Here is a 19,122-nt window from a genome sequence, read left to right as displayed (position 1 = left end):
CTATACCTCCTCTTCCGGGCTAACCCATACGTGTTTGACCACTATTTCTGGATGTTGACTGAGTTCTTCCACAAGCGGACCCGGGTCGCGAACGGCAACGCGCATGACCACGTAGCGGAATTGAGGATGTTCCTCATCATAAAAAGTAGCCAGGCTCAGTATGTTAACATCGTGTTTTTTCACGATACCCGTTACTTCGTGCAGGATGCCTGGTTTTTGAGGAAGTTCCAGAGTAATTCTGCTTCCACCCTCTTCAACGCCCAACGTTTCCACAAGAGCCTCAAAGATATCTGATTCCGTGATAATACCCACCACCTTTGAATCTTCAACTACAGGTACACCACCGATTTCATTTTGCTTCATAATCAGCGCCACTTCCTCAAGGGGGGTATCAGGAGAAACGGTAATAACCATTTTTTTCATAATTTCAGCCACGGTCATCTTGCTCAGAAGATAAGTCAGTTCAAAACGACTCAAGGTAGTAACTTTGGAAGGTGTTGCCTCAAGGAGGTCATTATAGGTTACAATACCTACCAGCTTCTGATTATCAACCACTGGCAACCTACGTATTTTTTTATCCTTCATGATTTTCTGGGCTTCCAGAATAGGAGTATGACTGTTAATGGTGATGACTTCCCGGGTCATCCGGTCTCTAACCAACATGTATCTCGCCCCCCTTGATGACAAAATCTCGGCCTACCCGAAGAGCTACCAGGTTGGCCTCCAATAGGTCTTCTTTCCCCTGCAAAATGTTTTGCAGCGCTTTTTCAGCGCTTGCAAACTTTACCAGCTCTCTTTTGGCTAACAATCCCCCAAGCATCACCATATTGATCACCCGAGGATTGCCCACCATTTTTGCCAGCTCGTTTGCAGGTATCTCTAAAACTTCCACCGCGCTGGATTGATAACTCGTGGAGACCAGAGAAGAGTTAACCAGCAAAAGCCCTCCCTTGCGCACCGAACTGGCGAACCTTCTCAAGGACGGTTCATTCATGACCACACAAATATCAGGATGAGCGGTAACCGTGGCTCCAATTTCTTCTTCAGAAATTATCACCGTACAGTTGGCTGTTCCCCCTCGCATCTCAGGTCCATAGGATGGGAACCAGGTGACTTCGTATCCCTCAATCATTCCTGCTTCAGCAAGGACTCGTCCCAAAAAGAGAATTCCCTGTCCTCCAAACCCAGCGATAACCACTTCAGCATGCATTGAACACGTCCTCCCTAACCTTGATTTCACCAATTTCGAAATAGGCAAGCATTTCCTTTTCCAGCCATTCCACTGCTTCCACAGGATTCATACCCCAGTTGGTAGGACAGGGAGAAAGAAATTCCACCATAGAAAAACCTTTTCCTTCTATCTGGGTAAGAAACGCTTTGCGTACCATTTCCTTAGCCTTGCGAATAAAACGGGGATTGGTGAGAGCGGCTCTTGCTATGTAGGCACTACCCTCACAGGTAGCCAGCACTTCGCTAAGACGCATGGGAAAACCGTGCATTCTGGCATCTCTGCCTTCTGGAGACGTTTTGGTCTTCTGGCCCAGGAGGGTGGTGGGCGCCATTTGCCCTCCTGTCATACCAAAAACAGCGTTATTGACAAAAAAAGAAGTTATCAGTTCTCCCCGGTTGGCTGCGTGGACAATTTCTGCAGTTCCTATGGCTGCAATGTCACCATCTCCCTGATAAGAAAAAACCACTCGGTCTGGAAGCGAACGCTTGATACCAGTGGCTACCGCAGGAGCTCTGCCGTGAGCACCCATTACAAAATCTATATCCAGGAACTCGTAGATATATACTGAACAACCCACCGGTCCAACCCCAATGGTTTTATCAGCAATGTTGAGCTCATCTATCACTTCGGCTATAATCCTTTGGGCCAGACCGTGGTGGCAGCCTGGGCAGTACGTGAAAGGTTTCTTTATCAAAGTGCGGGGTCTTTCAAATATTGCTTTCATGGATTATCACCCCTTTCTCAGTGCAAAGACCCGTTCCAGTATCTCATCAACGGTGGGAATCATCCCTCCTGTTCTCCCATAAAAATGCACCTGAGCTTTGCCGGATACAGCCAGCAGCACATCTTCAAGCATTTGCCCCAGGTTCATTTCCACAACCAACACCTGGCCTGCCTTTTGTGCCCACTCGCTGACGGCCTGCTTAGGGAAAGGATAGAGAGTGATGGGGCGCAAAAGACCAAGGTGCAAACCAACTCTTTCCCCTTCTCTCACCACGCTCTTTAAAATTCTACCCACGGTTCCAAAACCCACGAGAAGCATTTCCGGAGTCGGAGAACCAAAATACTCAAAGCGAACCTCGTCCTGTTCAATGCGCAGGTATTTTTCCTGCAATTTCAGATTAAGCTTTTCCAGCTCTCGGGGGTCCAGAGCAAAACAGAGAATGTACTTTCGTTCCCCTCTCCCCTTCCCCTTGATTGCCCAATCTTTATCCGGCAGAGGGGGTAGCGAAGGTTCCTGGAACACTACTGGCTCCATCATCTGGCCCAGCATGCCATCACCCAGTATTTCGACTGGATTACGATACCTGTCAGCAAGGTAAAAAGCGAGATAGGTCAGGTCCACGAGTTCTTGCACCGAAGAGGGAGCAAGGGTAAGCACCCGATAATCTCCATGTCCTCCCCCACGGGTGGCTTGGAAATAGTCGCTCTGGGCAGGTTGAATATTGCCCAAGCCCGGTCCTCCTCGAACCATGTTTACCACCACACAGGGCAGCTCTGCTGAAGCAAGGTAAGAAAGTCCTTCCTGTTTCAAGCTCAGACCTGGCCCTGAAGAAGAAGTCAGCACCCGCATGCCTGTGGCTGCTGCACCGTAGACCATGTTTATGGCTGCCACCTCGCTCTCTGCCTGGAGAAAAACACCTCCCACTTCAGGAAGACGTTTGGAAAGGTATTCGCTGATTTCTGTCTGGGGAGTGATGGGGTAGCCAAAGTAAACGCGGCAGCCAGCTCGAACTGCGGCTTCAGCAACCGCTTCGTTGCCTTTCATCAAAATTCTTTCCACCGTACTCACTCCTTATAAACGGCAATCGCCACTTCAGGGCAAACTTCGGCACAGAAACCGCAACCAATGCACTTTTCCTGTGCACAAACTTTAGCTGGAAAGTATCCTCGGGAATTAAAGTCTTCAGAAATACCCAGCACGTTGCGGGGGCATACCCGCACGCACAGACCGCACCCCTTGCAGAATTCGAAATCAATTATCACCTGATTGGTTTTTTTGGAAACCACCATTGGCCTCATCGCCTCCCACGTTCCAGGCTAAGTTAAGATAACGACGTATACCCAAAACTGCACAGTCCAAAGAGTCCAGAAAAGAAAAAGGCAACCCCAGCTCTTCCCAAACTGCCACAAACCAGATTGGTAAAGCAAGCTTTTGAGAAAGCAGAGTCGCTTTTTCAAAGGCTTGCTTTACCAGTGTTTCATCGGTGTGGTGGCCGAGATGATCGTTTAAAATCAGCGAATGGAAGCGAATTCCCACTCGCTTCTCTGTCTGGTACACAAAAGAGGAGTAGCTTTCCACTGACTCAAAAAAAGGGCGATGAAAATTGACCACCAAGCTGCAGTAGACTCGCTTTTTTTGCCAAAATGGAGCCAGACTTCTGAAAATACGCAGGCCGCGCTCATCGCCACCCAGGTCAATTATGAGTGGACTTTCCAGTGAAGCATCACTGAACAGCTTCAGAACATCTTTCTCCCAGACTGGATACTCTGAAAAGCGAGCAACCGAGAAGCTCTGGCGGAGGGGAACTTCGAGACGATAGCGCCCACTGCGCAGAGTAAAGTCGCTCTTCACAAAATCAAGATCCAGAAGCTCACATCCTCGAACCAGAGTCTTTCGTAAATAGGTAGCCAGGTTAAGGGTCAGCTCTGTTTTTCCAGTGCCACTTGGTCCACCAAGGACTATAATTTCGCTATCCTGCCAGCTTTCGGTGAAAAAACCACCTGCTTTAAGTATCCGCACCACTGACTCTCTCCAGTAAGGTTCGTGCGTACTCCACCCCAAAGTGGTCTCCTTCTTCTGCTCCAAGCATCCGGGCCAGCTCCTCGATACGTTCCTCAGGCTTTTGAAGGGGTTGTACTTCGACTTCGACCCTTTCCTCGGCGAAACGCTTTCTCACCCTGAGGTGGTGATTGGCAAAACAGGCTATCTGGGGCAGATGGGTTACACATATCACCTGATGATTTTCAGCCAGCTTTTTCAGCCGCTCACCGACCCAAAAAGCGGTCTTGCCTCCCACTCCCTGGTCTATCTCATCAAAAATCAGAACCGGTAGACTTTCCAGGCCAGAGATCAGAGACTTAATAGCCAACACGATGCGAGAAATTTCTCCTCCCGAAGCGACTTCAAGCACTTTACCCATTTTTTGACCCGGGTTGACGGAGATGAGAAACTCAACCACATCGGTCCCTTCCTCAGTAAAAGCTCGTTCCCTGCCAAAATCCACTTTGAAGCGTGCCTTTTCAAGTCCCAGTTGAGCAAGCTCTTTTTCAATTAGTTCGCTAAAGCTCTGCGCCGCTTTCTTTCTTGCCAACGAGAGCTTTTCGGAAAGCTTACCCAGTTCTTCTTCCAGAAGCACTTTTTGTTCTTGCAAACTTTCCACCAGCGAACGGGTGTTTTCAAGCTCCACCAGCTTTCTTCTGCTTTCTTTCTGGAAAGTGACGAAACTCGCTGTGGTTAAGCAACGATATTTTCTTTTCAGGCGCTCAAGGAGCGCTATTTTCTCCTCAAGTTCTCTAATCTCCTCTTCGGAAAAACAGAAACTCTCCCTGAGTTTGCCCAGGAGATAGGAAACCTCCTGTAAACCTGCATAAACTCCATTCATGTTCTGAATGGCAAGTTCAAGCTCCTCAAGTCTTGCGTTTTCCTGAGGCAAAGAGCGTAAATCTTCTTCGAGCTGGCTCAGCCTTTTCAAAATACCCTCCTCAAAATCATCACCTTCGATTTCGCGCAATGCCTTTCCCAAAACCTCCAGAAAACGCTGTGCATGGGCCATACGGTTGAAATCACTCTCCAGCTGAAATACCTCCTCTTCCGCAAGGCCCAGCGAATCTAGCTCTTCAACAACTCGTTGCAGCTCGGAAAGTTTTTCCTCCACGTCTTTCCCCAAGGTATTCAGCTTATCAGCAACTGCTTTCCACTCTCTGAATAATTTGCGATATTCCTCTTTCCAAGATAAAGCTTCCCCCCCAAGCAGCGCGTCCACAATACGAAGTTTATTGCGTGGCTCAAAAAAACTCACCTGTTCGCCCTGTCCATAAATATCAAACAGCTTGGTGCTTAGCTTTTTGAGAAAAGCCAGAGGGACTAACCGGCCGTTGACCCTGCATTTGCTCTTACCCTGAGGAGAAATTTCCCGGGAAAGCACCACCTCATCGCCGTGCAACAGGTCGTTTTCTCGAAGTAGCTCTTGAACTTCCGGGTTGTTCTCGATACCAAAAAGAGCTTCCACCAGCGCACAGGGAGCTTGTGCTCTGACCAGGTCTTCTCGGGCTCTCACTCCAGAAAGCAGAGCCAGTGCGTCGACAACCAGAGATTTACCAGTACCGGTCTCACCCGTCAGGACATTGAGGCCTTTATCAAAAGCAATATTCTGATATTCCACAATAACCAGATTCTTAACTACCAGTTCCTTTAGCATTCTCCATCAACCCGCTTGCGGATATCCATACCCCAAGAAAGCTTTCTACGCAACAGGGAATAAAAGGGCTGCTCGTCAAAGGGATGCAGAACCAACAACTCAACGTTGGACTTTTTGACCACGATAAACTCTCCTTGGTGCAGGGCGTACCCTCTCTGACCGTCAAGGGTTACCATAGTGCCTTCCTTTTCAGACTCCAGAACCACCTTAACAGTTGAGCTGGGAGCAGTTACCACCGACCGGGCATAAAGGGTATGGGCACAGATGGGGGTGATGATCAAAAGCTCGAGTTCCGGATACACCACTGGTCCCCCCGCTGAAAGCGAATAGGCGCTGGACCCAGTGGGAGTGGCCACAATCAAGCCATCAGCGGGAAAAGAAGCCAAAAAATCAGAGTCAACGTACGTGGAAAGCCTGATCATCTGAGCAAAAGCACCTCTGTAGATAACCACATCGTTAAGGGCAATGTCCTGCTGCACCTTGCCTCCTCGATAATGGACGAAGCAATCAAGCATCATCCTTTTGCTTTGACGGAAACGACCCTCCAGGACGGCCAGGGCCGCATCAAGCATGTTATCAACACTCACTGAAGCAAGAAAACCCAATCCTCCCATATCTATTCCCAGCAGGGGAACCCCAGAAGGTGCATACCAACGGGCAGCATTCAGAAAAGTACCGTCTCCTCCCAGAACGAAGACCAACGCGGGTTTTCCGACCAGATTAGTTGCAGAATCCAGAATCAAAGCTCTGTGGCCTCTACTTGCCAAGAAACTCTGCAACTTTTGTGCTTCTTTTAAAACTTCGGGGCTCTCTTTTTTGACAAAAATATGAATTTCATCTGTTCCGTTCAAGTTCCACCCACCCATTTTCCAAGCAGTACTCCCAGAAAGACACCCAGAATCAGCACCCAGAGACCTTTCCAACGGTTGCTCCTCAAAGCCAGTTCCGGAAAAAATACCTGGTGTATTTCCCTTTGCTCTCCATCCACCAGAATTACCCCATAAGGACGGTAGGCGACAAAGTACTCAAGGAGCTGCCTCCTTATTGAAGGTCGAAAAAGAAAGGCCGTTTCCTTGCCACTTTTAACTTCGCCAACATAAAGTCGCTTTCCTTTTTTAAGCAAGAAATCAGGGCGAATTTCAAATCCCACCACTTTTCCATCTACCATTATATTCACTCTCCGCAAGGGTTGTCGAGCCAGAATCCTGAAGCCTGCTTCTTCAAGAAGGGAAACCGCTTCATCCTCTGCCGCTTTAGCTCTACGCCAGGCTTTTCGCTGGAGGTGAGAGCGCCTCCAGCGCAAAAACCAGACAGTCAAGCAAACCCCTCCCAGCAAAGCTGTCAGGAGCAAGAGCAGGTAAAGCCAGCTCATAGTGCATCACCCATTAGAAGGTGATGGGCCTCATTCACGGTTTCCCGGATTTTCAGTTCCAGCTCTTCCTGGTGCTCCAGGCTCCCACTTTGCCGAACCCAGTGCACAAAGAACTCAATGTTGCCCTTATCACCGCGAAGCGGAGAAAAAGTAAGCCCTTTGAAAAGAAACCCTACGGAAGCGGCACACTCTATTACTTTTTTTAAGACCCTTTCATGGGTTTCTCGCTTCCGAATCACTCCACCCCGGGGGACTTCTTCTTTCCCTGCTTCAAACTGAGGTTTAACCAGAGCCACCACGTCTCCGCCCGTTTTGACCACTCCTGCAACAGCCGGTAGAATGAGGCACAGAGAAATGAAAGATACGTCAACAACCGCACCATCCACTTCTTCGCCCAGCATTTCTTTGTTCAGAAAACGAGCATTACAGCGTTCCATTACCACCACCTGGGGATTGGAGCGTAACTTTTCATGGAGCTGACCAAAGCCAACGTCAACCGCAAAAACCTTTCTTGCACCCCATTGGAGAAGGCAGTCCGTAAACCCTCCGGTAGAGGCACCCACATCCAGAAATACTCTTCCAGCAACTGAAATGCTAAATGTCCGCAGGGCGTGTTCCAGCTTCTCGCCCCCTCTACCCACAAAGCGTGGCTCCTCGAGCAAAACAATCTCTGCTTCCTCTTCAATGCGAGTAGCCGGTTTGAGGGGGTAAGAATGTCCCCGCACCGAGACTTTGCCAGCCATAATCAATCTTTTTGCTTTTTCGCGACTCTCGCACAGGCCCCGTTTTACCAACAGTTCATCCAGTCGCAGCTTTTTGCAGGTCATCAATGTTCTCTTTCCACCACAAAGCGCGCAATGTCCCGTAAGCGACCAACAGGACGCCTGATGTGAGAAAGTACACCCAGCGCTTCTTCATACCAGCTCTGGAGCTGTCTTTTTGCGTTTTCAAACCCTGTTGCTCGCAAAAGGGTTGCTTTCTCTTGAATCAGGTCTTTGCCAGCGGTTTTACCAAGCTTATCCCTGGAACTGGTGACATCCAGAAGGTCGTCTTTAAGCTGAAAACACTTTCCCAGGAGCAGCCCAAAATTAGACAGTAAGGAGCGCTCTGCATTTCCAGCTCCGCCAAGTATTGCACCGCAAAGCACCGCCGCCTGAATAAAGCGTGCAGTTTTCATGACTATTATCTGCTCTGCCACCGACTCACTGACTGGTTGTCCTTCGTTTTGGATGTCCAGCACCTGCCCGCTCAGCATACCGGACACCCCCAGAACTTCAAAAAGAACCACCAGTATTTCCCATATCAACTCTTTCCCGAACTCCTTGAGAAAGCGTTGGTCGGTTGCAAAAATGCGCAAGCCCTCAACCAGCAAGGCATCTCCAACCAGAACCGCCATAGCCTCTCCAAAGGCACAGTGCATACTCAGCTTTCCCCGGCGATAATCATCGTTGTCCATGCAGGGCAAGTCGTCGTGCACCAGCGAGAAAGAGTGAATCATTTCAATACCTGCAGCTAGGGGCAGGAGCTTTTCTCTTTCCACCCCAAAAGCCTCTCCAGAGGCAAAGAGCAACGAAGCCCTTACCTTTTTCCCTCCCCCAATGGTTCCATAGCGCATTGCTTTTTCGAGCACCGGGGGCGCATTCTGATAACGGAGTTTTTCTTCCAGAAAAGCATCAACCAGCAGAGCGTTTTCTTCCAAGTAGTCAAGCACCGTTTTCACTTTGAGCTTTCCTCCACAGTTATCTCTTTGCACTCGATTTTTTTAACCAGTTTGGCCAGCACTCCGTTTATGAATTTTCCCGACTCTTCACTGCCGTACTTTTTACCCAGCTCCACTGCTTCGTTAATGGCAACTCCCACCGGGATATCCGGCATGAACATAATTTCAAAGGTTGCCATGCGCAGGATATTGCGGTCAACATTCATCATGCGGCTCAAGCTCCACTTTTCGACCGTCTTAGCCAGAACGGCATCGATGAAATCTATGTTGCGGTCTACTCCCCGCACCAGCCGAAAGAAAAAAGCACGTGTCTCCTCATCCCATTCCTCGGGTAGCTCCGTGTACCTGAGCACTTCCCCAAGGGAACACTCTCGCAAATCTTTTTGAAAGAGCACCTGCAAAGCTATTTCTCTGGCCCTTCTTCGCACCAGGGTTCACCCGCTTCAGATAACAATTTCGGTAAAATCCTGAATGTAAACATCAATACTGCCAACTCGAAGGCCGGTTTTTTCTTCGACACTATTTTTGAGGAACTTTTGCAGTTGCCAGGCTATTTCTGGAACCCGGCGCTCCAGTTTAAGAATCAAGTAAAGTCTGATGTTCACCAGCCCCCTGCTTATCTCCAGTCTTACTCCTTCTTCAACTCCTCTGTCCAGAGCTTCAACGCCAGGAACCTTGAGTGCCAGAAAGGCCACAATGCGTTGCAAAACTCCATAAGGATAGGTAATTTTGCCCTCGCTACGCTTGACTTCTGCAATTCGCACAACCCTCAACTACACCCTTTCCAGGTATTCCCGGGTCCGGGTATCAACCCTTACCCGGTCACCCTTGTTGACAAACAGAGGAACCTGAATGGTGAGGCCGGTTTCCAGTACAGCTGGTTTAGAACCGCCAGAGGCCGTATCACCACGTATGCCCGGTGAAGTATCGACCACTTCAAGTTCCACAAAAGAGGGAATGTTAACACCAACTACCCGATCACCATATTTGAGCAGTTCCACTTCCAGGCCGTCAACCAGAAAGTCCTTTGCTTCTCCTATCAGATCTTCAGGCAGAACAACCTCCTCATAGTTTTCAAGGTCCATGAAGTGGTAACCCTGATTGTCAGCATACATGAACTGGGCCTTTTTTCCTTCCAGGACCGCTCTGATCACCTTTTCTCCAGCCCGGAAGCTCTTTTCAATTATCAATCCAGTGTTAACATCCCGAAGCTTGGTTTTGATAATTGCTCCCCACTTACCGACTTTGGTGTGCTGAAAAGCAACCACAATGTAGAGATTTCCGTCAACCTCGATGCAGTTTCCCACTCGCAGGTCGTTGCTCGAAATGTAGTCAGGCATAGAGATACAGACCTCCCTCAAATTCTTTCAGGTAAGTTATTCAGTTTGCGCAAATTTCCTTTATCCAGGAAAAACAGGTTTTCAAGCCTGATTCCACCCTTCCCGGGAAGGTAAACCCCCGGTTCAATGGTTAACACCATACCACTTTTAAGCACCACTTCGCTTTGCGGGGCAAGTCGGGGTTCTTCATGGACTTCAACGCCCACTCCATGGCCCAGGCCATGTACAAAATAGTCTCCCCAGCCCTTTTCTTTTAACAAGGAGCGGGCAGCCTCGTCCACCGCTCCAGCTTCAACACCTTCGGCAAGGATGGCCTGAGCTCTTTTTTGGGCTTCGAAAACGGCTTCAAAAAGCTCTTCAAACTGGGTGTCGCTGGCGCCAAAACACAGCGTTCGGGTCATGTCTGCGCAGTATCCTTCCACCCTTGCTCCCCAGTCAATAAGCACCCAGTCTCCTTCTTTTAAGGCTCGTTTGCCTGGAGAAGCATGGGGAAGAGCCGAACGCTCTCCAAAAGCAACGATGGTTGGAAAAGCCAGCTCCTCAGCACCTCCAAGGCGCATTTTGTAGTCAAGTTCCAGAGCGATGTCTCTTTCCCTCACACCGGCTTTAAGCAGTGGAAGGGTTTCCAAAAAGGCCTGCTCGGATATCTCGACCGCTTTCAAGATTTTGGCAAGCTCTGCATCGGATTTTCGGGAACGCAAACTGGCAAGGAAAGGAGGAGCTACGTTCACGCCGATGCCCTGCTCTTCCAGCTTTTTGACCATTCCGATGGGCAGGGATTCCTCAACCAGAAGGGTTTTCTGTCCCCGCTCTTTAAGGAGTTCGTTGAGAAGCAGCAGGGGTTTTTCCCGATACTCTTTGACCGTAATTTCTTGAGGGACTTCTTCCCGGGCCTGAACGCTGTAACGGCCATCACATATGAAAATCGCTTCTTCAGGAAAAACCAGGAGCAGGCCTGCTGAACCTCGGAAACCCAGCAAGTAGAAAAGATTGCTCCTCTCACGGATGAGAAAAGGAAGGTTACCCTCTGCAACCAGTTTCTTTTGCAACTCGTGCAACTTCAGCATAGCTCAAGCCTCTTCTTCTTTTCTTGAAAAAACGTGCAGGGCAGCCAGGTATCCCAAATGGCCCAGTCCGGAAATCTGTCCCCAACACACAGGAGCTATAACCGAATGCTTGCGAAATTCTTCCCGGGCGTAAACGTTGGACATGTGCACCTCAATAGTGGGAATACCCACTGCAGCAATGCAGTCTCGAAGAGCAATACTGTAATGAGTCAACGCACCTGGATTGATAATTAGACCGTCAAAATGGGCGCTTTTTTGTATTTTATCAATGATTGCTCCCTCATGGTTGGATTGGAAAATCTCAATTTCCATACCCAGTTTTTCGGCTTCCTGTTCTATGCAATCCACCAGCTCCGGAAAAGTCATGGTGCCGTATATATTCACTTCTCGCTTGCCTAAAAGGTTAAGGTTGGGACCCAAGACGACCAAGATTTTCATTGTAAAACCGCTCCTCTCACAGAATCAAAAACCTTTTTAAACGTTTCCTCGGGAACGCTGACTCCAAAAACGGGGTCACCAAAATCTCTAAGCAGGGAAAATTTGATATGTTGTGCCTCCCTTTTTTTGTCGTACTTGAGTATTGCCCAAAAGTCTTCCGCGCTCAGGGCAACTTCAACTCGTAACGGCAGACCCAGCTCCTGCAGGATGACTTTCTGGATTTCGATGACTTGGGGTCTGGTAATTCCCAGCTCAAGGCCTATCATCGCTTCCACCATCATACCGATAGCCACCGCCTCGCCATGGCGCAGGGTACCATAGCCAAGAGCCCTTTCCAGACCGTGAGCTACAGTATGACCATAATTGAGAATACTTCTTAACCCCTTTTCCTTTTCATCCTGTTCCACGACTTCTTTCTTGAAGAGCACCGCTCTTTCCACCACATCTTCCAAGACGCTATAGTCCCGCCCAAGAAGAGCTTCACTTTGTACACGCAAAACTTCCAGAAACTCACCACCAGCTAAAAAGGCCGCCTTAGCCACTTCCGCAAGGCCTTCCCGGTATTCCCGCTCAGGCAGCGTTTTCAGGAAAGAGAGCTCTATAATCACACCGTAAGGCTGATAGAAAGTGCCTACTAAGTTTTTCCCTTCTTCCAGGTTGACACCAGTTTTCCCCCCTACCGAGCTATCCACCTGAGCCAGGAGACTGGTGGGAACCTGGTAATAGGCAATACCTCTCATAAAAGTGGAGGCCACGAACCCTCCCAAGTCGGTGATTACTCCACCCCCCAGGGTTACCAGAAAGCCTTTGCGGTCAAGTCCTTCCTGAAGCAGAAAGTGATAGGCCACTTCCGCAGAGGCCAAAGTTTTGAACTCTTCTCCGTCGGGAAGTGCTAAAGAGGAAAGCCTGAATCCTCGCTTCAGGAAAGCCTGACTGACTTTTTCGGCATGCAGGGGGCCCACTTTCTGGTTGGTTATCAGCGCTCCACTGCTAAATGGTAAATCCAGTTCAGAGAGTATTCCCCCCTCAAAAAGACCATACCCTATGAACACTGGATAAACACGGTCTCTGGTTTCAACAATCAGCTTGCGCATGGTCAATAATCGCCTCGGCAATTTCCTCTGGAGTTGATTCTCCAGCACTAATTATAACATCCGCTTGACGATAACGCGAAAGGCGTTCTAAATACAACTTCTCGAGCAGGTCTTTCCGGGGGTAACGACGGAGAAGAGGGCGTCCGGGGTCAGCAGCAATTCTTCTCCAGAGAGTTTCAAAGGGAACCTCGATAAAAACGGTAAGAAATTTTTCCTGGAGGAGTTTCCAGTTTTCGTCTTTCATGGGCAAGCCCCCACCTGTGGAAAGCACCAGCTTTTTCCAGGAAGCAACTTCTTCAAGCACCTGAGTTTCCAGCTTTCTGAAATGCTTTTCTCCAAAGCGCTCAAAGATCTGTGGAATGCTCAAGCCGCTTTTCTCTTCAATCAGAGAATCGGTGTCCAAAAATCGGAAACCCAGCTTTCTGGCCAGCAAACGTCCCACAGTGGTCTTTCCACAACCCATGAAACCCAGAAGTGCTATATTCTTGATTGGCATAGCGACCCTCAATAGTCGATGATGTGGGGAGTAAGGAAGACCACCAGTTCGGTCTCTTTATGGGTGGTGTTACGCAGGGTGAAAAACTCTCCCAGCAGAGGAATATCGCTCAAAAGAGGAATGCGAGTTATCTTCTCGATGTCTTCGCTGCGGATTAGACCACCAATGACCAGGGTCTCTCCGGGGCGCAGTCGAGCAGTGGTTTCCGCAACTTTTTCCGAGGTTTGAGGAACCGTCCAGCTCAATCCTTCCGCTTTAACTTCGGTAAGCTGGCCAGTACTCACCTCAGGTTTAACCTGTACCAGGACTTTGCCATCCGAAGTGAGAAGCGGCGTCACCGTGAGCTTTACGCCTACTGTTTCCTTAACCACAGTATAACTTTTATTTCCTTCAGCATCCACAGAGGTTTCAAGATAGGGGATAGTGTCGGTTACCTCAATGCGGGCTTCCTTGCCGCTCAAAGTAAGAATACGGGGATTGCCCACTAAACGGGCCAGATTTTTGGTTTCCAGCGCCTTAATAGTGGCTTCTACCAGATCCTGGCGCTCCATGGTACCTCCTAAGGCAATTTCACCGAAAGAAATCTGACCTTCTTCGCCACCAACTTTCCAGCTGACTCCCAGGTCTTTTATTTTATCCCGGTTGATTTCCACCAACTTGGCGTCAATCATAATTTGAGGACGTTTCCGATCCAGGTTTTCAAGAAGCTCACCCACTGCTTCCAACTCTTCTTTGGTGCCCTTTACAATTATGGATTTTTGAGCAAAATCGTACTCCACCCGTTCCTCATCAGGAATAATGATTTGCAAGAGCGATTTGAACTTACTAAATTCAGCCTCATCCTGGTAAAGGTTGTTACTCAAGGTAAAAACCCGAGTTTCCAGGGGGCGGTCCATTTCTGCAAGAATTTTTTCGACTTCGGCGAATTCAGGTGCTCTTCCTTTGATAAGCAAGCTTTTTGAGGCCAGGTCCACCTGAATTCTCTCCGGGTCCGGGATTACCAGAGAAAGGGCGTTTTTCACATCCTCAGGGTTTGCAAAACGGAGACTGTAGCGGCGGACCTCAAGCAGCCCAAAGTTTTCTTCCAGGACTTCCCGGTCTCCCACAATGACGTTGTTCCCAAAGCGAATCTGGGCCAGGCCCTTCATTCCCAGAATGTAGCTCAGCGCCTGGTCGAAGGTTAGACCCTCAAAAGAAACGCTGATTTTGCCTTCTACCGAATCGTCAATGACCATATTCACACCCTCAGCTTTGGCAAGAGCCAGGAGAACGTCCCGCAGGTCAGCATCCCGAAAATCAAAGGAAAGGAGGTTTTTCTTCTGTGGAGCTCCCTGGAAAGGGCCTTTCAGGAGAACACTTACCAGTCTACCTCCAGCCTCTTCATAGACTTCATAGGCTACTTTCTCGGTGAGTTCCAGCCAGATTTTGAGACCTTCCTGGTGGGGTTTGAAAATTATCCTGCGCAGAGGCCCCACTCCCATAGCTCTTTCGGCGTAAGAGAGGGCGTTCACCGCTCCTTCAACTTGAAGGACGATGTGGAAAGGGTCTGGGGAGACGTCGCTCCAATTTGCTTTTCCCGAAAACTTGAAGGTGAGCTTGAGTTCCTCAGCATCAGCTCTCCAAAAAAAATGAGTAAGCTCCAGTGCAGAAGCAGCATGAATAAAGAATAAAACCCCGAGCAAAATCGTGCTCCAGAAAAAAAGGCACTTCGAAGATGTTAGTCGGCAAGGTTTAATGTCATTTCCCTCCCCTGATATTCAAGAACTACTTCTTTTTCTTTCACTTTAACCAATTTTATTCCAGAAGACAAGGTCTTTCCAGGAGTTAGAAATTCAATTTGGCCATCGATTTCGAGTAATACCACCTGCCCTTGAGGGGAAAGAACGACGCCCTTCAGGTTGATTTCGGGTTGCTGCTCCGCTTTTTCTGTTTCTTCCTGAGAGCCAGGAGCTGCACTTTGTGCAACCTGCACAGAACCCTCTTCCTGGGGATATTTTACCGTTTCCTGGGCCGCAAGCGCCGCAACTGGCTGGGGTGGTGGCTCGAAAATATCTCGGAAGGCCAGGAGTTGTGCATCAGGATAAGCAGTGGGAAATAGTTTCTCAAGCTCTCTGTTTTTGAGGAGATTGGGAGCAGTATCCTGCAGTCGTTGCGGAAGCAAGACAGAAGCTTCCTGGGGCTGCAGGGCCACATCCAGAACTCGGATGCCTGAAAAAGCCAGAAAGGCAATCAATACCGCCAGAGCGATTTCCAGGTAAAACTCCTGACTTCTCACCTGTTGCCTCCTGAAACCCCGAGAATGTAGGTCTTCAAAGTGAGGTCGACGTCGAAGCCACCTTCTGAACCAGGAACGAAGCTGATTTCTTCAAGCTGAATGAGGCGCGGAATACGGCGTAAGGTATTCAAAAAAAGGAGCGTTCCTCGATACGAAGAGCGCAGCTTTATTTTTAGGGGAACCTCGGTGTAGTCTTTCTCATTTCTTAGAGCCTGAGGGGTTAGGGATTCTACTTCTGAATCCGAGAGGAAAGCAGCGTCTTCCACAGCAAGGAGGAGCTGGGGCACTTCCTTTTCCTGAGGAAGACGTGCTTCGATGGCTTCCACCGTGGAACGTAGCTCTTCAAGGCGCTTTTCCATAGCTCGCAGGCTGGCCACCCGACGTTCCAATCTCAAAACCTGCTGGGCGAGATTCTCTCTTTCTTGCTTGATGCGGTCAAGTTCAAAGATTAAGGGCTGTAGGAGAAAATAAAGAAAGACCAGCAGCGCTCCACCCCAAACCATTAAAATGAACGGCCAGCTTTTTTCAAGACGCACTCTTTTCCACCAGCCCCGCTTTCAGGGTAAATTTGTACAGACTCTCTTCAAGCGACAGCGATTCAAGGTCCACTTCCCGGAAAAGATCTTCGTAGTTAGAGAGAGTGCTTATTAGCTGTGCAATGCTGAAAATGCTGAATGCCTTTCCCTCAAGGCGCATTTCCCCTTGAGAAGCCCGAAACCGCTCAAGATAAACGTCTTCAGGAAGACTATTACCTATGGCTTCAAACACCCGCAACCAATCGGGTTCTGCTCCAACCAGACTCTGCAAAAGATCCAATCTCTTCTCGAGGGCAGCAACCCTTTCTTCAACGTTTCTGAGCTTTTGCTCCTCCCGCCTCAAGACCTCCACCCGGGAGCGCAATTCTTCCGTCTGGGTTCGAGCAAGGAAAACCTTGTCAGAAAGCATTAAAAAGGAAAAAGCGTAAAGGACCGAGAGTGATATCAAAAGCACCATAAAAAAAAGACGTACCCAGTTGGGGGTTTTTTTAACTGTGAGCTGAGCAGGCAGGAGATTCACTTTTACTGGGTAAACGTTTTTCAGCTCCAAAGGGATGCACCTACCGCACCAAGCATGAGAGAAAGGTTGGGTATGGCTTTTTCAGCCTGTTGCAGGGCAACGTCCCGCAAGGTCAAATTAAGTTCTGACTCAATTCTGGCTTTAAAAAGAGGTATGGTGCTTCCTCCTCCACACAGGAAAAACTCTCCCAGGGCATCCGGTCCGTATTCAGTCTGCAAAAAGGTTAGGGAGCGCCGCAACTCGAGCAGGAATTCCTGAATCTCGCTGTCCACAGCTTCATACACTTCCGGAGGGGCTTCGGAAACAGGCCTTCTCATGAGGTCCAGGGCCTCTACAGGAAGCAAGTTGAACTTATCTCTTAAATACTGCCAGAGCCTGCGCAACCCCCAGTCGATGTAGCGTGAGAAAACAAAGCCGGTTTTGAAAAAGAGGACCATTCCTTTGCTGAAGCCAACATCAAGGAGAATAAAGGAATTCTTGTCCACATAATCAGGATACAGACTCAAAAACCCTCGCACAAAGCTCAGCACCTGGGGCTCCACGCCTTCCAAGCGGATGCCTGCCCTGCGGAAGGCCTCAAGGTATACCCCAAGGACCACCGAGGGAATAGCAGCATAGAGCACTTCCACTTTCTCGGCTTCTTCTCGCAGCGCATACCAGCCAATTTGCAGGTCTTCCTCACCAGGAATTAAAGAACGAACTTCCCAGTGCAGGGCATTTCTCAGCTCTTCCTCGCTCATCCGGGGTAAAGAGGCACGCTGAATGACCATGCGAGGATGGTGGAGGCTAAGCACCGCTTCCCGGGGGAGTCGTTGCCTGCGCCACAAATCACGCAACTCAGAAGTGAGAAATGCAGCGTCTTTGACATCCCCTCGCGAAAAAATATCCTTGGCAAAAGCCAGCAATCCCGCTTTTCTGCATTCAAAACTTGCACCTTTTTTACGCTCTGAAAGCGCATATTTCAGCGCATAGGAACCAAGGTCAATGCCCAGCATCTGCTTACCTCACATAGGGAAGCGTGAACGGGGTGACCAGATTTTTCACCACCACACCCGCTTCTTCCCTGGAATACTCTGCTTCCCAGAAAGCGCCAGATTCGTGTTTTAGAGTTATTTTACCATTAAAGGCCGTAAAACAGAAACCTTCTGCAAAGGAAGAAGCAGCGTCTATAGTTTCTTCTCCCCTCTTAATCCTGCTTACTGCCTCACAGAGCACCCCCTCAAAGCGATAATCCCGAGACACCTTCGTGCAGTAAGCCTCTACCAACTGGTACTGGGAGCGTACACTCCCTGAAATGAGAAAAAGAGCACCCAGGAGCGCAAGGCAGACCAGGATTAACGCTATTTCCACAAATCCCTTTTCCTCAACGATAAATTTTTTCGCCAATTACCTCTCCACAGAGCGTCCTCAAGTGATGTCCATTGCTTCCTTGAAAGTCCAGCGTAAATTCCACAAATTGCCCTTCTTCAGAGGGCAAAATCCTGAAGGAAAGCCTCAGTCCTTCCAAAGTAGCCACCGGATTGGCCACACCCCGATTTTTGATGAGCAAAGCATCTTGCAAAGCGTAAATCTCGAGGGGATTTCTGCCCATCCAGACTTTGAGACGTGTTCCCTGAGTATGTGCCAGTGGGGAACTCCCGTAGCGCAAAAGGTCGAGCACAGCCAGGGAGGCAACCAGCTCGCTGGCCTCCTCTTCAAAGGAAAGCTGGCTTTTCAATTGGAAAGCCGAAAAATCGTGCAGAAAAAGAAAAAAGGAAGCAACCACCGCACCCAAGAGAAAAATCGCAAGCAGCACTTCAAGCAGCGAAAACCCTTCTTCCTTATTACTTAAAAGCCAGCGTTTCCAGAGCATAGAGCTTTCTGCCTTCTTTTTCGAAAACTTCTACCTTAAAGAGCAAAAGGTCTTCTGAAAACTCCTCTATCCTGAACCTTGCCCGGAGGTTTCCTTCACTCACCTCTCCCTGGGTGGGGATTTGGAGAGGCTCTTTTTTCAGGTGTTCCAGAGTGTTTACAGCCAGAAAGAGTGCTTCTTTTTTGGAGCGGGTTTCTCTTTTTAGACGCTCAATCAAAGCGATGCTCCTTCCCAGTGCAAAAAAGGAAAAAGAGAGAAAACCCAGAAAAATCAATACCCCCAACAGGGTAACTCCCCGGTTCTCTGTAAAACGGCTCATTCAAGACGCACCCTTGCGGTAACCGGAGTGATGAAAAGCCGGAGGCGGTTTCCACCGCTTTCCAAAGTCACACTGCCTCCTGAAGCAGGAACTCCACTTGGGAAAAAGAAAAGGCGCTGTCCCGGAAAACTGGTGTAACTCACCGCAACACCTTGGGGCAGGGAAAAGCTCGCTGTGCTTCCATCAGGGTAGTAGAGGGCGAAAAAGTCCTGACCGAAAAAGATGGAAACACACCCTCCGCGCTTTAGGGCCTCTACCCGAGCCAGGCGCAGGCATTGGGCAAGCAAGGAGGCGGTGCTTTCCAGGGAGGTTCTCTCTGCAAAGCGAGTGAGAGGCGGCAGAGCAAAACTTAAAAGCAAGGCAAAGAGCGAAACAGTGAGTACCAACTCCAAAACGGTGAAACCTGCTGCAGTTTTCCCGTTTTTTACCCTTTTTCTTGCT

Annotated in this window: 27 protein-coding genes; all 27 read right to left on the bottom strand. The window is 49.2% G+C overall.

Going from position 1 to position 19,122, the window contains the following annotated elements:
* From ACKTT1_RS03725 to ACKTT1_RS03595, 27 genes are read right to left on the bottom strand one after another with little or no spacing between them, the layout of a single operon-like run.
* Entirely contained in the window at positions 1-663 is a 663-nt protein-coding gene (locus ACKTT1_RS03725) for a CBS and ACT domain-containing protein (RefSeq protein ID WP_369017473.1), read from the bottom strand.
* A complete protein-coding gene (locus tag ACKTT1_RS03720) occupies positions 653-1,210 on the bottom strand; it encodes a 2-oxoacid:acceptor oxidoreductase family protein (RefSeq protein ID WP_369017474.1) in 558 nt (185 codons plus the stop codon). Before ACKTT1_RS03720 ends, ACKTT1_RS03725 begins: the two co-directional genes overlap by 11 nt.
* On the bottom strand, positions 1,200-1,955 hold the full coding sequence (locus ACKTT1_RS03715; RefSeq protein WP_369017475.1) for a thiamine pyrophosphate-dependent enzyme: 756 nt from the start codon (positions 1,953-1,955) through the stop codon (positions 1,200-1,202). The genes ACKTT1_RS03720 and ACKTT1_RS03715 overlap by 11 nt, the downstream gene beginning before the upstream one ends.
* A 6-nt stretch (positions 1,956-1,961) precedes the next feature.
* Complete coding sequence (vorB, locus tag ACKTT1_RS03710) at positions 1,962-3,014, bottom strand: 3-methyl-2-oxobutanoate dehydrogenase subunit VorB (protein WP_369017476.1); 1,053 nt, start codon at positions 3,012-3,014, stop codon at positions 1,962-1,964.
* A gap of 5 nt (positions 3,015-3,019) precedes the next feature.
* Positions 3,020-3,244: a ferredoxin family protein gene (locus ACKTT1_RS03705; RefSeq protein WP_412710235.1), complete on the bottom strand. Its 225-nt coding sequence runs from the start codon at positions 3,242-3,244 to the stop codon at positions 3,020-3,022.
* Positions 3,207-3,974 carry a hypothetical protein gene (locus tag ACKTT1_RS03700; protein WP_412710234.1) on the bottom strand — a complete coding sequence of 256 codons (768 nt, stop codon included), beginning with the start codon at positions 3,972-3,974 and terminating at the stop codon, positions 3,207-3,209. The genes ACKTT1_RS03705 and ACKTT1_RS03700 overlap by 38 nt, the downstream gene beginning before the upstream one ends.
* A complete protein-coding gene (recN, locus tag ACKTT1_RS03695; RefSeq protein ID WP_369017479.1) occupies positions 3,961-5,652 on the bottom strand; it encodes a DNA repair protein RecN in 1,692 nt (563 codons plus the stop codon). The genes ACKTT1_RS03700 and recN overlap by 14 nt, the downstream gene beginning before the upstream one ends.
* The gene (locus tag ACKTT1_RS03690; RefSeq protein WP_369017480.1) at positions 5,646-6,503 is read right to left on the bottom strand and encodes an NAD(+)/NADH kinase; all 858 of its coding nucleotides are present in this window, start codon (positions 6,501-6,503) and stop codon (positions 5,646-5,648) included. Before ACKTT1_RS03690 ends, recN begins: the two co-directional genes overlap by 7 nt.
* The gene (locus ACKTT1_RS03685) at positions 6,500-6,970 is read right to left on the bottom strand and encodes a hypothetical protein (protein ID WP_369017481.1); all 471 of its coding nucleotides are present in this window, start codon (positions 6,968-6,970) and stop codon (positions 6,500-6,502) included. Before ACKTT1_RS03685 ends, ACKTT1_RS03690 begins: the two co-directional genes overlap by 4 nt.
* Before the next feature lie 50 nt (positions 6,971-7,020).
* Positions 7,021-7,851 carry a TlyA family RNA methyltransferase gene (locus ACKTT1_RS03680; protein WP_369017482.1) on the bottom strand — a complete coding sequence of 277 codons (831 nt, stop codon included), beginning with the start codon at positions 7,849-7,851 and terminating at the stop codon, positions 7,021-7,023.
* Entirely contained in the window at positions 7,851-8,744 is an 894-nt protein-coding gene (locus ACKTT1_RS03675) for a polyprenyl synthetase family protein (RefSeq protein WP_369017483.1), read from the bottom strand. Before ACKTT1_RS03675 ends, ACKTT1_RS03680 begins: the two co-directional genes overlap by 1 nt.
* A complete protein-coding gene (nusB, locus tag ACKTT1_RS03670; protein WP_412710233.1) occupies positions 8,741-9,172 on the bottom strand; it encodes a transcription antitermination factor NusB in 432 nt (143 codons plus the stop codon). The genes ACKTT1_RS03675 and nusB overlap by 4 nt, the downstream gene beginning before the upstream one ends.
* Before the next feature lie 15 nt (positions 9,173-9,187).
* On the bottom strand, positions 9,188-9,508 hold the full coding sequence (locus ACKTT1_RS03665; RefSeq protein WP_412710546.1) for an Asp23/Gls24 family envelope stress response protein: 321 nt from the start codon (positions 9,506-9,508) through the stop codon (positions 9,188-9,190).
* Between the two features lie 9 nt (positions 9,509-9,517).
* Positions 9,518-10,084 carry an elongation factor P gene (gene efp, locus ACKTT1_RS03660; RefSeq protein WP_369017485.1) on the bottom strand — a complete coding sequence of 189 codons (567 nt, stop codon included), beginning with the start codon at positions 10,082-10,084 and terminating at the stop codon, positions 9,518-9,520.
* 17 nt (positions 10,085-10,101) lie between these two features.
* On the bottom strand, positions 10,102-11,151 hold the full coding sequence (locus tag ACKTT1_RS03655; protein WP_412710232.1) for an aminopeptidase P family protein: 1,050 nt from the start codon (positions 11,149-11,151) through the stop codon (positions 10,102-10,104).
* Between the two features lie 3 nt (positions 11,152-11,154).
* A complete protein-coding gene (gene aroQ, locus ACKTT1_RS03650; RefSeq protein WP_369017487.1) occupies positions 11,155-11,589 on the bottom strand; it encodes a type II 3-dehydroquinate dehydratase in 435 nt (144 codons plus the stop codon).
* On the bottom strand, positions 11,586-12,704 hold the full coding sequence (gene aroB / locus ACKTT1_RS03645) for a 3-dehydroquinate synthase (protein ID WP_412710231.1): 1,119 nt from the start codon (positions 12,702-12,704) through the stop codon (positions 11,586-11,588). The genes aroQ and aroB overlap by 4 nt, the downstream gene beginning before the upstream one ends.
* Entirely contained in the window at positions 12,664-13,179 is a 516-nt protein-coding gene (locus ACKTT1_RS03640; protein ID WP_369017489.1) for a shikimate kinase, read from the bottom strand. The genes aroB and ACKTT1_RS03640 overlap by 41 nt, the downstream gene beginning before the upstream one ends.
* 8 nt (positions 13,180-13,187) lie before the next feature.
* On the bottom strand, positions 13,188-14,861 hold the full coding sequence (locus ACKTT1_RS03635; protein ID WP_412710230.1) for a hypothetical protein: 1,674 nt from the start codon (positions 14,859-14,861) through the stop codon (positions 13,188-13,190).
* 35 nt (positions 14,862-14,896) lie between these two features.
* A complete protein-coding gene (locus ACKTT1_RS03630) occupies positions 14,897-15,454 on the bottom strand; it encodes a hypothetical protein (RefSeq protein ID WP_369017491.1) in 558 nt (185 codons plus the stop codon).
* Positions 15,451-15,990: a type 4a pilus biogenesis protein PilO gene (locus ACKTT1_RS03625; RefSeq protein WP_369017492.1), complete on the bottom strand. Its 540-nt coding sequence runs from the start codon at positions 15,988-15,990 to the stop codon at positions 15,451-15,453. The genes ACKTT1_RS03630 and ACKTT1_RS03625 overlap by 4 nt, the downstream gene beginning before the upstream one ends.
* Positions 15,980-16,540: a PilN domain-containing protein gene (locus ACKTT1_RS03620; protein WP_412710229.1), complete on the bottom strand. Its 561-nt coding sequence runs from the start codon at positions 16,538-16,540 to the stop codon at positions 15,980-15,982. The genes ACKTT1_RS03625 and ACKTT1_RS03620 overlap by 11 nt, the downstream gene beginning before the upstream one ends.
* Entirely contained in the window at positions 16,531-17,505 is a 975-nt protein-coding gene (gene pilM, locus ACKTT1_RS03615) for a pilus assembly protein PilM (RefSeq protein ID WP_412710228.1), read from the bottom strand. The genes ACKTT1_RS03620 and pilM overlap by 10 nt, the downstream gene beginning before the upstream one ends.
* Before the next feature lie 4 nt (positions 17,506-17,509).
* Complete coding sequence (locus ACKTT1_RS03610) at positions 17,510-17,896, bottom strand: hypothetical protein (RefSeq protein ID WP_369017495.1); 387 nt, start codon at positions 17,894-17,896, stop codon at positions 17,510-17,512.
* Positions 17,874-18,362 carry a type II secretion system protein gene (locus ACKTT1_RS03605; RefSeq protein WP_412710227.1) on the bottom strand — a complete coding sequence of 163 codons (489 nt, stop codon included), beginning with the start codon at positions 18,360-18,362 and terminating at the stop codon, positions 17,874-17,876. Before ACKTT1_RS03605 ends, ACKTT1_RS03610 begins: the two co-directional genes overlap by 23 nt.
* Positions 18,334-18,681 (bottom strand): hypothetical protein, encoded by a 348-nt coding sequence (locus tag ACKTT1_RS03600; RefSeq protein WP_369017497.1) that lies wholly within the window; start codon positions 18,679-18,681, stop codon positions 18,334-18,336. The genes ACKTT1_RS03605 and ACKTT1_RS03600 overlap by 29 nt, the downstream gene beginning before the upstream one ends.
* The gene (locus ACKTT1_RS03595; RefSeq protein ID WP_412710226.1) at positions 18,678-19,073 is read right to left on the bottom strand and encodes a GspH/FimT family protein; all 396 of its coding nucleotides are present in this window, start codon (positions 19,071-19,073) and stop codon (positions 18,678-18,680) included. The genes ACKTT1_RS03600 and ACKTT1_RS03595 overlap by 4 nt, the downstream gene beginning before the upstream one ends.
* Between the last annotated feature and the right edge of the window lie 49 nt (positions 19,074-19,122).

The sequence above is a fragment of the Atrimonas thermophila genome (genome assembly GCF_045864955.1).
GTDB lineage: Bacteria > Atribacterota > Atribacteria > Atribacterales > Thermatribacteraceae > Thermatribacter > Thermatribacter velox.
Note: the sequence above shows the minus strand (reverse complement) of the source record. Positions and strands in the feature narration are given on the sequence as shown.